The sequence below is a fragment of the Brachybacterium paraconglomeratum genome, from assembly GCF_003994255.1.
Taxonomy (GTDB): Bacteria; Actinomycetota; Actinomycetes; order Actinomycetales; family Dermabacteraceae; genus Brachybacterium; species Brachybacterium conglomeratum.
Genome location: NZ_ML133851.1, coordinates 61,694 through 74,758 on the forward strand (window position 1 = coordinate 61,694; position 13,065 = coordinate 74,758).

Genomic DNA, 13,065 nt, shown 5'->3' on the forward strand with positions numbered 1-13,065 from the left:
TCCTTCCTCAGCTCTCCTCCGGGGGCGGGGCCGCCTCCAGCAGCGCCCGGATCGTCTCCCGGTCGCCCTCGGGGAGTCTCGCACGCGCGAGCGCCGCGAGGGCGAGGGCGCGGTAGGTGTCGCTCACGTCGCCGGGCTCGAGCGGGGCGGCGGTCGCGTCGAGATCGGCGAGGGCGTCGAGGTGGGCGGCGACGGTGCCGGCGTCCCCGCGGACCACCGGTCCGGTCAGCGCCCCGTTCCCCCGCTGCAGCGACTCCTCGAGCGCCGCCTCGAGCAGCGGGCGGAGGTAGGCGCCGGGGTCCTCGATGCCGAGCCGGGCCAGCGCCCTGCGGGACTGGTCCACGAGGACCACGAGATGGTTCGCGGCGTGGGCGAGGGAGGCGTGGTAGAGCGGGCGGTCGCCCTCGGCGATGACGACGGCCTCGCCGCCCATCTCCACCACGAGCGCGGCGGCGACGGGCAGGAACTCCTCGGTGGCGGTGATCCCCATCGGGCATCCGACGAGCCGGCGCAGGTCCGTGCGGGTGCCGGTGAAGGTCATCGCCGGGTGGATCGCGAGGGTCGCGGCGCCGGCGCGGGCGAGCGGGGCGAGCACCTCGGTGCCGTAGCGGCCGGAGGTGTGGACGACGAGCTGCCCGCCGGGGGCGAGGCCGGTCGCGGCGATCCCGCTCGCGAGCGGTCCGAGCTGGTCGTCGGGCACGGCCAGGAGCAGCATCTCGCTGCGCTCGACGAGGGCGGGGACGTCCAGCAGCGGCACACCGGGCAGGAGCTCGGCGGCCCGCTCACGGGAGGCGTCGGAGACGGCGTAGGCGCCGGTGAGCGCGTGCCCCTCGGCGCGCAGCGCGGCGCCGAGGACGGCGCCGACGCGTCCGGCGCCGATCACACCGATGCCGAGGCGGGGCGGGGTCATCGGGTCTCCCGCCCGTCGGGGCGCGGGCCGGGGGCGGATGCGGCGGGCCGCTCCTGCTCGGGGGCGTTCCCGGGGGCGGCGCCGGCTGCGATGCCGGTCGACCGCGCGGCGGTGCCGACCGGCGCGAGCGCGGGGCGGGGCCAGCTCTCCCGGTCCCGGTAGCGGCGCAGGGTGCGGGCATCGGCGGCGAGCACGGCGTGCACGGCGAGGGCGTCATCGCGGCGCAGGTTCTCCAGCAGGAGCGAGTCCCCGGCCCCTTCGACGTGGAGGTCCAGCACGCCGAGACGGCGGGCGAGCGGGCCGTCCTCGAGCCTCAGCTCCTGGATCCTCTCGCGGGGGACGATGCTGAGCTTGCGGGACACGAGGCCGCTGCGGTGCACGAGCGCACCCGACAGCAGGATGCTCACCTCGGTGCGGCGGGCGATCCAGTACCAGCGCACCGGGGTGCGCAGCCCGGGCAGGTCGCGGGCGCGGGCGGTCAGCAGGTGCTCGAGGGTCGCGAGATCGTCGTCGGTGCCCAGCGGCGCGCTGAGCCGGCCGAGGGTCTGCCGCAGCTCCTCGCGGGTGCCGACCGGGAGCACGCTGGTCGCGCCGTTCTCGTCGTCGTCATCGATCCCGGCCACGGTCGCGGAGACGGCGGTCCAGCCGGGGCCGCGCCACAGGAAGGGTCGGCGCAGGTCGAAGCGCTGGATGCGACCGGCGGCGATGTTGTCGGTGCGCGTGTTGGCCAGGCCCCGCCGCATCCGCAGCCCACGCTCGCTGAAGCGGGAGACGAAGCCCCAGCCGGAGTCGATCCGGCCGAAGACGTACTTCGGCACCGCGATCGCGGTGGGTGCCAGGGCGACCAGGATCGCGATCGAGAAGCCCTCCTGCCACAGGGCGAGGAGCACCGCGACGACCACGCCGACGACGCTCATGACGATCCCGGTGAGGAATCCGAGGTCCCGCACGAGGGAGCGGACGAGCCGCTCGGTGGGGATCCTCGCGATGAGCTCGCCGTCGGTCACCCCGTCGTACAGGACCTCCTCGAGACGACCGCCGCGCTCGCGCGCGACGTCGCCGGAGTCCTGATGGCCCGCCGCGGCGGAGGAGCCCGCGGTCGGGCCGCCGGCGAGGGCTGCGCGGGCCTCCGCGCCCGTCTCGTCGGCCGGAGCGCCCTCGACGGAAACGGCGGAGGAGCTCGCGGCCGACGTCCCGGCCGCGACCTCGAGGATGCCCAGGCGCAGCTCCTCGGCGCGGGCGGAGGAGACGTACTCGATGTCGAGATACGACTCGCCGCCGCCGGCGACCTCGACGCGCACCTTCGCCAGCCCCAGCAGTCGGGCCAGCAGCGGGCGCTCGATCGAGACGGACTCGATGCGTGCCCGCGGCGCGTACTCGCGGGAGCGGCTGATCATGCCGCTGTGGACGGAGACGCCGTCCTCGTCCACCGCATAGGTGGTGAACCACCAGCTGAGGGCCGACAGGATGATCGCCACGAGGACGACGACGAGCAGGATGCCCAGTCCGATCAGCGCGCGACGGATCGTGAACTCGTTCGCCAGCTGGGCGATGTTCTGGGCGGTGAGCACCGCGATGATGCCCACGACGACCTTCCAGCCGGTCACCAGCGGCGTGATCGGATGCGTGCGGTGGCGGGGCGCTCCCGGGACGGGATCGGGATCGGGATCGGGGCCGGGGGCGGTCACAGCGCCGCCATCAGCTCGACGCCGCGCGCGGTGAGCAGGGCGCGCAGGCGCTCGGCCTCGTCCTTCGGCAGGCCGGGCAGGGTGACGCCGGCGCCGTCATGGGCGGTGCTGAGCGTGAGCTTCGCGAGGCCGTAGCGGCGGTCCACCGGCCCCTCGTCGATCTTCACCGACTGCACGCGGCCGTAGGGGATCGTGTGCACGGAGCGGAACATGATCCCGAGGGCGACGGTGAGGTCCTCCGCCCCCTCGCGATAGCCGATCGCCCGCACCCGTCGCGGGGTGAGCGCGAGGCCCTGCACCACCAGCACCAGCGGCACGATGGCCGTCAGCCCCAGCCACCACCACCCGGTCAGGACCGCCGCGACGATCGCGCCGATGGTCAGCAGCACCCCGATCAGGTAGCCGGGGATCCCTGCGAGATAGCGGGCCGGGACGAGCTTCGGCGAGACCGGCTGCAGACCCTGCTCGCCGAGTCGCGCCCCGGCGGCGTCCGAGACCTCGGTCGGCGGGGCGTCGTGGGGCATCGCCGTGGGGAGCGGCGGTCGGGCATCGTGCGCGGAGGAGGTCATGGGGACATCGTGTCATCCCGGACCGGAGGCGCTGTGCGACGCTCGGCGCTGTCCGCCCCACCGAAGGTCGGTCCTCGCCCGTGCCCCGCTCCGCCGACCGACAGGTCGCAGGCCCGTCTCCCGGCGGAGTCGGAGGGCGCGGGGCGAACGGTCAGGACCCGGCTTCCGCGCCTTCGGCGGAGCCGTCGCCGTCGGGTGGGAGCTTTCCCCATCGCTCCACGATCACCCCGAGCACACCCAGCACGATGCCGGAGACCGCGGCGGCGGCGGTCGGAAAGATCGCGCCGAGCAGGTCGCCGGTGCCGGTGATCAGCAGGAAGAGCGCCTGGCCGGCGAAGAACCCGCCCATGATCGCGCCGGTGTAGGCGCAGGCCCGGGCCAGCAGGACCGTGCGATAGGCGGTGGGCAGGTCGATCTGGTGACGGCGCGGTGCGTAGGAGGGCTTGTCGCGACGCTCCTCGCTCTCCTGGAGGTAGCGGCGCATCGGGAGGCCGTAGGCGAGCAGCACCGCGGCCAGGGCCAGCAGCACCAGGGTGGTCAGCCAGCCCGCGATCGGGAGGGAGTGGCCTCGGGCGGCGAGGGTCTCGAGCATCTGGGCCCCGAAGCCCGCACCGATCACGAGGATCAGCACGAGCACCGGGATGTTCAGGGGCCTCACGACTCCGCCGCTCCCTCCCCCGTCCGGGAGGGCGGGTCGTCGAAGCCCTCGAGGGCCGGGCCCGGGCGCAGGTCCTCGCGGTCCGCGGCGCGGGCGAGGAGCGCCTGGACCGGTCCGTGGCCGGGCAGCTCGGCGGCGGGGTCCGCGGCATGCCAGGGGCCGAGCACGAAGGCGCGCTCGTGGGCGCGGGGGTGGGGCACGGTGAGGTCGGGGTCCTCGCTGCGCCAGTCGCCGTAGGCGATCACGTCGACGTCGAGGGTCCGCTCGCCCCAGCGCACCAGTCGCTGCCGTCCGGCGGCCCGCTCGGCGCGGTGGGCCAGGGCAAGGAGGTCGTGGGGACCGAGCTCGGTGGTCACGCCGACCACGGCGTTGAGATAGGCGCCCTGGCCGTCCGGCCCGCCGACGGGGGAGGTCTCGAGCACGGGCGAGGTCCAGGCGATCTCGGTGCCCGGGTGGGAGCCGAGCACATCGAGCGCCCCGCGCAGATACGTCTCGCGGTCGCCGAGGTTGCTGCCGAGCGCGAGCACGGCGAGGACGGGGCGCGCGTCGCGCTCGATCGCGACGGCCACCCCGCCGACGGGCAGTCCGACCGGGGCGGCGGGCTTGTGCACGCGCACGCCGACGCGGCGCACCAGCGGGTGGCCGGTCTCCTCGAGGATCCTCTCGGCGATCCGCTCGGCGAGGGTCTCGACGAGGTCGTGGGGGCCGGCGCCGATCTCCTCGTGCACGGCCGTGACGACCTCGGCGTAGTTCACGGTGCGGGAGAGGACGTCGGTGCGGCCGGCCGCGGCGGTCGAGAGGTGCAGGACGACGTCGACCGCGAACTCCTGGCCGATCTCCTTCTCCGCGGCGAGGACGCCGTGATGGCCCCAGGCGCGGATGCCGGTGACCTCGATGCGGTCCAGGCGTCCGATCGACGCCGGCGCGGAGCCGTGATGCGCGCTGCCATCGTGCGGGTTCATCGGTGCCTGCTCCGACGCAGCCGGTCCCCGACCCGCACCGCGGCGAGGTTGGAGGGGACCTCGTGGACGCGCACCGCCCAGGCGCCGTGCTCGGCGCTGTAGGCGCTGATCGCGGCGGTCGCCGCGTCGCGGTCCACGCCGAGGGCGCTGACGAAGCGCTTGCGGGAGGCGCCGATGAGGACGGGCAGGCCGTGGGAGGCGATCGCGTCCCAGTCCGCCAGCAGGTCCCAGTTCTGCTCCCCCGTCTTGGAGAAGCCCAGGCCCGGATCGGCGACGAGGAAGCGGTCCTCGATCCCGGCCTCGCGCAGCGTGCTGAGGCGGTCGCCGAGCTCGGCGGTGCTGTCGTGGGCGACGTCCTCGTACCGGGCGAGGTCATTCATGACGTCGCTGTGGCCGCGCCAGTGCATCGCGATGAACACCGGCGGGGTGCCCAGACGCGTGCGCAGCTCGGCGACCTGCGCGCCCATCCGCACGTCGGCCTGGCCGGCGGAGACATCGTTGACGATGAGGGCCCCGCCCGCGATGCTCGCGGCGGCGACGGAGGCGCGCATGGTGTCCACGCTGAGCACGACGTCCTCGGCGGCGAGGGCCTCGACCACGGGGATCACCCGGCGCAGCTCCTCCTCCTCGGGGACGCGCGGGGCCCCGGGGCGGGTGGACTCCCCGCCGATGTCGATGATCGCGGCGCCCTCGGCGACCAGGCGGCGGCCGTGGGCGATCGCGTCGGGGGCGCTGTCGTGCTCCCCGCCGTCGGAGAAGGAGTCGGGGGTGACGTTCAGGACCCCCATGACGAGGGTGTCGTCCCCGCCGAGGCGGTCCGGCAGTCCCTCGGGTCGGCGCACGGGGATGGTCACGACCTCACCGTCCGTTGATCAGGGCCATGGCCTCGCCGCGGGTGCTCGGGTTGTCCCGGAGCATGCCGCGCACGGCACTGGTGATGGTGCGGGCCCCGGCCGCGCGCACGCCGCGCATCGACATGCACATGTGCTCCGCCTCGATCACGACGATGGCGCCGGCGGCGCCGAGCTCGTCCATCAGCGCATCGGCGATCTGGAAGGTGAGCCGCTCCTGCACCTGCGGGCGTCGGGCGTAGACGTGGACCAGGCGGGCGAGCTTGCTCAGCCCCGTGACGGCGCCGCCGCCGGGGATGTACCCCACGTGCGCCATCCCGTGGAAGGGCAGCAGGTGGTGCTCGCACATCGAGTGGAAGGCGATGTCGCGCACGAGCACCAGCTCCTGGTGCTCGATGTCGAAGGTCGTCGACAGCGGCTCGTGCGCGTCCTGGTCCAGCCCCTCGAAGACCTCGGCGTACATCCGCGCCACCCGCGCGGGGGTGTCCAGGAGGCCGTCGCGGCCCGGGTCCTCGCCGATCCCGGCGAGGAGCTCCCGCACCGCCGCCTCGACCCGGGGCCGGTCCACCGCCATCTCAGCGCTCCGTCTCGTCGTGGTCGCCGTAGCCGTAGCCCTGGCCGGGACCGGGCTGGCCGGAGCCGCCGGGGGCACCGCCGTGCGGGGCGCCGGGGATGCCGGGGCCGTCGCCGCCCGGATGGGGCAGCTCGGGGGCGCCGGGCTGCAGCGGCTCGCCCGCGTCGTGCTCCTCGGTGCCGGTGCCGGTGGTGGTCGAGCCGACCGACGGCGCCTCGAGGGAGGGGCGCTCCTCGCTGGAGACCCACACCTCGCGCGGCGGCAGCTTGGTGACGTCCGCGAAGATCGCGGCGAGCTCGTGCTCGTTCAGCGTCTCCTTCTCCAGCAGCTCCTCGACCAGGCGGTCCAGCACGTGCCGGTTCTGCACGATCACGGACCAGGCCTCGTCCAGGGCGTTGTCCAGGAGCGTGCGCACCTCCTGGTCCACGATGCTCGCGGTCTCGCCGGAGAAGCGGGGGCCCTGCCCCTGCTGCATGCCCACGAACACCTCGTCCTGGTCGCCGGAGAGGGCGACCTGGCCCACGGCCGCGCTCATGCCCAGCTGCATGACCATGGTGCGGGCGATCTTGGTGGCGTTCTGGAGGTCGGAGCTGGGGCCGGTGGTGACGTCGTGGAAGATCGACTCCTCCACCGCGTAGCCGCCCATCGCGTAGGCGAGGCGGTCCAGCAGCTCGTTGCGGGACTGGTAGTTGCGGTCCTGCGTGGGGACCACCATCGTGTAGCCGCCGGCCTGGCCGCGCGGCAGGATCGTCACCTTGGTGACCGGGGCCGAGTTGTTCATCGCCGCGGCGACCAGGGCGTGGCCGCCCTCGTGGTACGCGGTCATCTGGCGCTCGCGCTCGGTCATCACCTTGGAGTACCGCTGCGGTCCCATGGAGACGCGGTCGATCGCCTCGTCCAGGGCGCGGTTGTCGATGATCTGGTTGCCAGAGCGGGCGGTGAGCAGCGCCGCCTCGTTGAGCACGTTGGCGAGGTCCGCACCGGACATGCCGATGGTGCGCTTGGCGACGGCCTCGAGGTCCACGTCGTGGGCCAGCGGCTTGCCCTTGGCGTGCACGCCGAGGATGTGCAGGCGGCCCTTGAGGTCCGGGGCGGTCACCGCGATCTGGCGATCGAAGCGGCCCGGGCGCAGCAGCGCCGGGTCGAGGATGTCCACGCGGTTGGTGGCGGCGATGAGGATGACGTTCTGGTTCTCGTCGAACCCGTCCATCTCCACGAGCATCTGGTTCAGCGTCTGCTCGCGCTCGTCGTGGCCGCCGCCCATGCCGGCGCCGCGGTGGCGGCCGACGGCGTCGATCTCGTCGATGAAGATGATCGCCGGGGAGTTCTCCTTCGCGGTGTTGAACAGGTCGCGCACGCGGCTCGCGCCGACGCCCACGAACATCTCCACGAAGTCCGAGCCGGAGATCGAGTAGAAGGGCACGTTCGCCTCGCCGGCGACGGCCTTGGCCAGCAGCGTCTTGCCGGTGCCGGGCGGGCCGTAGAGCAGCACGCCCTTGGGGATCTTCGCGCCGACGGCCTGGTAGCGGCCCGGGTCCACGAGGAACTGCTTGATCTCGTCGAGCTCCTCGACGGCCTCCTCGGCGCCGGCGACGTCGGCGAAGGTGACCTTCGGGGCCTCCTTGTTGAACAGCTTCGCCTTGGACTTGCCGAACTGCATCGCCCGGCCGCCGCCCTGGGCGTTCATGATGAGGAACCAGAACAGGCCGATGAAGATCAGCAGCGGCAGGAAGGACAGCAGCAGAGTGGACCACCACGAGCTGGTGGCGATCTCGTCGGTGTAGCCGCCGGAGGGGGCGGACTCCTCGACCGCGGAGACGATCGACTCGCCGCGCGCGTCGACGTAGGCGAAGCGCACCCGGGTGCCCTTGTTCTCCTCGCCGTCGGTGAAGTCCTCGGTCAGGACCAGGTCGACGCGCTGCTGGTTGCCGCCGATGATCTTCGCCTGCTCGACGGTGTCGCCCTGCAGCAGCTCGAGGCCCTGCTCGGTGTCGATCTGCTGGTAGCCGTCACGGCCCAGCAGGGAGAACAGCGCCATGCCCAGCAGCAGCGCGACGACGATCCAGAGGGCGACGGAGGTGAAGGGGCGGCGCTTCCTGCCGCCCGAGCCGCGGCCCGTGCTCTTGGGGGAATCTGCCACCGGTTCAGTCCTCGTAGACCGAGCGTGCGAGGACGCCCACGTAGGGAAGGTTGCGGTAGTTCTCCGCATGGTCGAGCCCGTACCCGATGACGAACTCGTTGGGGATGTCGAAGCCGACGTACTTCACGTCGATCTCGACGCGCGCGGCCTCGGGCTTGCGCAGCAGCGTCGCGATCTCCACGGACTTCGGCCCGCGGGAGCGGAGGTTGGCCAGCAGCCACTTCAGGGTCAGGCCCGAGTCGATGATGTCCTCGACGATCAGGACGTTGCGCCCGGTGATGTCGCCGGAGAGGTCCTTGAGGATCCGCACCACGCCCGAGGACTTCGTGCCCGAGCCGTAGGAGGAGACCGCCATCCAGTCCATCTCGACCTTGAGGTCGATGGAACGGGCGAGGTCCGCCATCACCATCACCGCCCCCTTGAGGACGCCCACCAGGATCGGGGGCTCCTCGGCGTAGTCCGCGGCGATCTGCGCGCCGATCTCGGCGAGCCGGTCACGGATCTGCTGTTCGTCCAGCAGCACGCGGTCGACATCGGGGTGGGGGTGCGTCTGGGGCACGCGGATCTCCTCCAGGTGATGTGGTGGGTGCGTCCGCCGCGGCTCACGGAGCGGGACGGCGCCACACCAACAGGCCGTCACGGCGAGCGACCTCGATCCTACCCGGAACGGGCACCGCTGCCTGACCGTGCCATGAGACGACCAGCGCATCCAGCGCGAGCACCTGCCTGCGCAGCAGCGATTTCGTGGATCCACCTGCGTCACCTGCATCGATTGCGCGCTGAGCGGAACGGGAGGCGTCGCGCAGCACGCGGGTGCGCACGGGGGCGGGGACGGCGGCGAGGGCGTGGACGTCGAGGTGCAGCAGGTCGCCCTCCTCGGCGAGCTCCCCGGCGTCGCGGCGCAGGGCGGGCAGCAGCGCCCGCGCCTCCTCGTCGAGATGGTCCACATCAGGGCGGACCAGGTCGGCGCTGCGGGCGAGGTTCTCGTCGATCTGCTCCCCGAGGATCTCGCGCAGCAGCGGCAGGGCCCGGTGGCGCACCCGCGAGCGCAGCAGCTCGGGATCCGCGTTCATCGGATCCTCCCACCACTCGAGGTCGTGGAGGGTGCAGATCTCCTCGGTGTCGGCGCGTCGCAGGGCCGTGGTCTCGTCCCGGCCGGTGCCGAGGAAGGGGCGCAGCAGGTGGCCGCGGCTGCGGCGGATCCCGGCGAGCGCCCGGGGCCCCGCGCCGCGGGCGAGGGCCATCAGGACCTGCTCCGCCTGGTCGTCGAGGGTGTGGCCCAGCAGCACGGCGAGCGCACCGCGCTCCCGGGCGAGGTGCTCGAGGGCGTCGTGTCGGGCGGTGCGGGCGGCGTTCTCGAGACCGCCGGGCGTGGCGAGGTCGACGGACGGCGTGAGCACGTGCGCCTCGGCGCCCAGCCGCTCGGCCTGCGCGGCGGCGCGCGCGGCGACGGAGGCGGAGCCGTCCTGGAGCCCGTGGTCGACGATCGCGGCCTCGGTCGCGAGCCCCATCCGCTCCCCCACCCAGCAGGTGGTCGCCAGCAGCGCGAGCGAGTCGGCGCCCCCGGAGACGCCGACCAGCAGGCGCGGGGAGAGGTGGCCGGAGCCGGTGTCGTCGGCGAGCTGCTCGAGCCGCTCGGCGAGGGCGGCGCGCACGGCGCGGCGGGCACGGGCGACCACGGGAGGAGGGCCGGCCATCAGTCGACCTGCACCATCTCGGCGGCGACGTCGTCGACCGCGGCGCGGGCGGCGTCCGCGTCGGCTCCGTCGAAGCCGTGGACCACGATCGAGTAGCCGACGGTGCGACCGTCGGGGAGCACGGTCACGCCGGCGAGGGTCGCGGCACCGCCGAGATAGCCGGTCTTGCCGCGCACCTGCCCGGCGGCGGCCGGGTCGTCGCCGTGGCCGAAGCGGTCCGCGAGCGTGCCCGAGAGCGCCGCGACGGGCACGTCGTAGAGGATCTGCTCGAGGGCGGGCACCTCGCCGGAGGCGACCTGGGCGAGCACCGCGGCGAGCAGCGCCGGCGGGACCCGGTTCTCCCGCGAGAGGCCGGAGCCGTCGCGGAGGTCGAGCCCGGCGAGGTCCTCCTCGGGCAGTCCCATCTCGGCGCCGAGCTCGCGGATCTCCGCCTCGACGGCGGCGGCGGCGCCGGCGGGGGTGGTCTCCTCGCCGCGGGAGAGCGCCACCAGGTGCGCGAGGAGCTCGGCGGTGGTGTTGTCGGAGATGAGCAGGGTGTGGCGCACGATCTCCGAGAGCGGCTCGGAGGAGATCTCCGCGGCGGGCGCGCCCTCCGGGGCGGCGGCCGCGGTGATCCCGCCGGTCACCTCGAGGCCCTCCTCGCCGAGCAGCTCGGCGAAGCGCCGGGCCGCGTCGCCGGCGGGATCGGTGGACTTCGGGCCGTACTGCTCCCCGTCGAGCCATCCCTCCTCGAGCGCGAGGGAGGCGGTGGGCGTGACCCAGCCGCCCGCCGTGCCGTTGTCGCCCCAGGCCGGGTTCGCCCCGCCCACGAGATACGAGTCGTCCAGGGCGAGGGAGACGGCGGTGGTCCCCTGCTCGGCCGCCAGCGCCGCCGTCTGCGCGGCGAGCTCGCGCAGATCCTCCTCGGTGAGGGTCATGTCACCCTCTCCCGCCAGGGTCACCACGCCGTCCTGGACGGTCGCGCGGGTGACCAGCACCTCATCCCCCGTGTACTGCCGCAGCACGGCCGCGGCGGTGAGCAGCTTGAGGGTCGAGGCGGGCACGAGGGCGCTGGACGAGTCCCGCTCGGCGAGCACCTGGCCGTCCTCGGCCGCGACGACGCTGAAGGCCAGGCCGCCGCCCACGACGGGCAGCTCCGCCTTCGCGGCCATGCGCTGCTGCAGGTCGGCAGGGTCGACCGGGGAGGGCGAGGAGCCGACGGGGGCCACGGCCCCGGCCGGATCGACCCGCTCCCAGTCCTCCGCGACGGCGCGGGGGCCGGAGCCGGGGTCCTCCTCGGCGCTGCGCACGGTGAGCACGCCGGGGAAGGCGTCCATCAGGTCGCCGAGGACGTAGAAGCTCACGGGCAGTGCCGCGCACATCACGACGGCGACGGTGCGCCACATGCGCTCGGTTGCTCGAAGGGCCATGCCACCACGATATGGTGTCCCGGTCATCGGAAGCGGCCCCTGGGGCCGGAGGAATGAAGTGGCCCACGGGGCCGGAGCAATGGAGCGGCTGTCGTGGAATTCGACGTGACCATCGAGATCCCTCGCGGGAACCGGAACAAGTACGAGGTGGACCACCACAACGGGCGGATCCGCCTGGACCGGATGCTCTTCACCGCGACGCGCTATCCGGACGACTACGGCTTCATCGAGGGGACCCTCGGCGAGGACGGCGACCCGCTGGACTGCCTGGTCCTGCTCGAGGAGCCGACCTTCCCGGGCTGCCTGATCCGCTGCCGCGCGCTGGGCATGTTCCGCATGCGCGACGAGGCCGGCGGCGACGACAAGATCGTCGCGGTGCCCGTGGGCGATCGCCGTCAGGTGCGCCGCCAGGAGCTGACCGATGTCTCGGAGTTCCACCGTCTGGAGATCCAGCACTTCTTCGAGGTCTACAAGGATCTCGAGCCGGGCAAGAGCGTCGAGGGCGCGCACTGGGAGGGCCGCAGCGACGCGGAGGCGGAGATCCGCCGCTCCTACCAGCGTGCGGTCGGCACCGAGCACGCCAACGAGTTCACGCAGGAGGTCTGAGCGCGGTCCGTCCGCGCAGGACGCACGACGACGGGGCCGGTCCTGAGGGACCGGCCCCGTCGTCATGTGCGGGCGGGGCCGCGGGCGCGACGCCCGGGCCTCCCGCTCAGCGCCGGGTGAGCTCGCCCTCGAGGCCCTGCGTCCCCTGGCCGAAGATCTCGAGCATCGCCTCGACCACGGAGCGGGCCACGACGCGGGCGCCGAGGCCGCCGAGGACCGCGCCGATCCCGAAGGGCACCAGGCGTGCGAGCCACAGACCGCCGGTGCGCGCGACGACCCGACGCCGCACGTACTTGTTGACCTGCTTGGTGACGAAGCCGGGCAGGAGGCCCCCGCCGCCGAGGACCGAGTTCCAGCGCATGCCCTGCCGGCCGAGCGCCTTGCCGATGATCTCGGCGCCGCGCTCGCCGCCGAGCACGCCCAGCAGCACGAGACGTCGGGTCTCGCGGTCGGTCATGTCGACGCCGTGGATGTCGGCGGCGGCGAGGGTGAGGAAGGCGCAGGACTCCGCGAAGGAGAGGCCCTCCCCCACGGTGAGGCCGATCGCGGCGGCGGTGCCGAGGCCCGGCAGCGCCGCGACGCCGCCGATGCCGGCGCCGGTCGCGGTGGTCAGCGCGGTGAAGCGCGTGGTGACCTTCTCCAGCAGCTGACGGTCGCTCGCCTCCGGGTGCTTGGCGCGCAGGTGCTCGACGTAGGTGCGGGCCAGCGGCGCCTGGACCTTGAGCGCGGCGTCGATCAGCGAGAGCCAGCGCTCGTCGAGCTGCTCGTCGAGGGTGCCCTCCTCGAGGGGGAGGTCGTCGGGTCGCGTCGCGGCGGCGCCGTGGTCGCGCGGGACGGGCTGCGGGGAGTTCGTGGCCACCTGGGCCTCCATTCGTCGGGGTCCTGAACAGGGCAACGGTATCGCGCACGGGGCCGCGCTCCTGGACGGCGGGTGCGCACGGTGGGCGCCCGGCCCCCGGTCGGCTCCCCGCCCGACGGGGACGGGGCGACACCGCGAGCGC

At 73.8% G+C, this 13,065-nt stretch carries 13 protein-coding genes; 1 reads left to right on the forward strand and 12 read right to left on the reverse strand.

Annotated elements, in window-relative coordinates; genetic code table 11:
• Positions 1–7: 7 nt before the first annotated feature.
• From DS079_RS00305 to DS079_RS00355, 11 genes are all read right to left on the reverse strand, one after another.
• Complete coding sequence (locus DS079_RS00305) at positions 8–910, reverse strand: Rossmann-like and DUF2520 domain-containing protein (protein WP_126984348.1); 903 nt, start codon at positions 908–910, stop codon at positions 8–10.
• Entirely contained in the window at positions 907–2,598 is a 1,692-nt protein-coding gene (locus DS079_RS00310) for a PH domain-containing protein (protein WP_126984349.1), read from the reverse strand. The genes DS079_RS00305 and DS079_RS00310 overlap by 4 nt, the downstream gene beginning before the upstream one ends.
• Positions 2,595–3,167: a PH domain-containing protein gene (locus tag DS079_RS00315; protein WP_126984350.1), complete on the reverse strand. Its 573-nt coding sequence runs from the start codon at positions 3,165–3,167 to the stop codon at positions 2,595–2,597. Before DS079_RS00315 ends, DS079_RS00310 begins: the two co-directional genes overlap by 4 nt.
• A 151-nt stretch (positions 3,168–3,318) precedes the next feature.
• Positions 3,319–3,825 carry a DUF3180 domain-containing protein gene (locus DS079_RS00320; protein WP_126984351.1) on the reverse strand — a complete coding sequence of 169 codons (507 nt, stop codon included), beginning with the start codon at positions 3,823–3,825 and terminating at the stop codon, positions 3,319–3,321.
• Positions 3,822–4,787, reverse strand: coding sequence for a 2-amino-4-hydroxy-6-hydroxymethyldihydropteridine diphosphokinase (gene folK / locus DS079_RS00325; RefSeq protein ID WP_126984352.1), 966 nt, complete (start codon positions 4,785–4,787; stop codon positions 3,822–3,824). The genes DS079_RS00320 and folK overlap by 4 nt, the downstream gene beginning before the upstream one ends.
• The gene (gene folP, locus DS079_RS00330) at positions 4,784–5,641 is read right to left on the reverse strand and encodes a dihydropteroate synthase (RefSeq protein ID WP_126984353.1); all 858 of its coding nucleotides are present in this window, start codon (positions 5,639–5,641) and stop codon (positions 4,784–4,786) included. Before folP ends, folK begins: the two co-directional genes overlap by 4 nt.
• Before the next feature lie 4 nt (positions 5,642–5,645).
• Complete coding sequence (gene folE, locus DS079_RS00335) at positions 5,646–6,212, reverse strand: GTP cyclohydrolase I FolE (RefSeq protein ID WP_053917552.1); 567 nt, start codon at positions 6,210–6,212, stop codon at positions 5,646–5,648.
• 1 nt (position 6,213) lies between these two features.
• Positions 6,214–8,352 (reverse strand): ATP-dependent zinc metalloprotease FtsH, encoded by a 2,139-nt coding sequence (gene ftsH / locus DS079_RS00340; RefSeq protein ID WP_126984354.1) that lies wholly within the window; start codon positions 8,350–8,352, stop codon positions 6,214–6,216.
• A gap of 4 nt (positions 8,353–8,356) precedes the next feature.
• Positions 8,357–8,911 (reverse strand): hypoxanthine phosphoribosyltransferase, encoded by a 555-nt coding sequence (gene hpt, locus DS079_RS00345; protein ID WP_010551038.1) that lies wholly within the window; start codon positions 8,909–8,911, stop codon positions 8,357–8,359.
• A 43-nt stretch (positions 8,912–8,954) separates the two neighbouring features.
• Positions 8,955–10,049 carry a tRNA lysidine(34) synthetase TilS gene (tilS, locus tag DS079_RS00350; protein ID WP_126984355.1) on the reverse strand — a complete coding sequence of 365 codons (1,095 nt, stop codon included), beginning with the start codon at positions 10,047–10,049 and terminating at the stop codon, positions 8,955–8,957.
• A complete protein-coding gene (locus tag DS079_RS00355; RefSeq protein ID WP_241237498.1) occupies positions 10,049–11,458 on the reverse strand; it encodes a D-alanyl-D-alanine carboxypeptidase in 1,410 nt (469 codons plus the stop codon). Before DS079_RS00355 ends, tilS begins: the two co-directional genes overlap by 1 nt.
• A gap of 93 nt (positions 11,459–11,551) precedes the next feature.
• Between DS079_RS00355 and DS079_RS00360 the strand changes: the two genes are divergently transcribed.
• Positions 11,552–12,064: an inorganic diphosphatase gene (locus DS079_RS00360; protein ID WP_010551035.1), complete on the forward strand. Its 513-nt coding sequence runs from the start codon at positions 11,552–11,554 to the stop codon at positions 12,062–12,064.
• A 106-nt stretch (positions 12,065–12,170) separates the two neighbouring features.
• Here DS079_RS00360 and DS079_RS00365 read toward each other — a convergent pair whose 3' ends face one another.
• Positions 12,171–12,923, reverse strand: a complete 753-nt coding sequence (locus DS079_RS00365; protein ID WP_241237499.1) for a hypothetical protein — start codon at positions 12,921–12,923, stop codon at positions 12,171–12,173.
• Between the last annotated feature and the right edge of the window lie 142 nt (positions 12,924–13,065).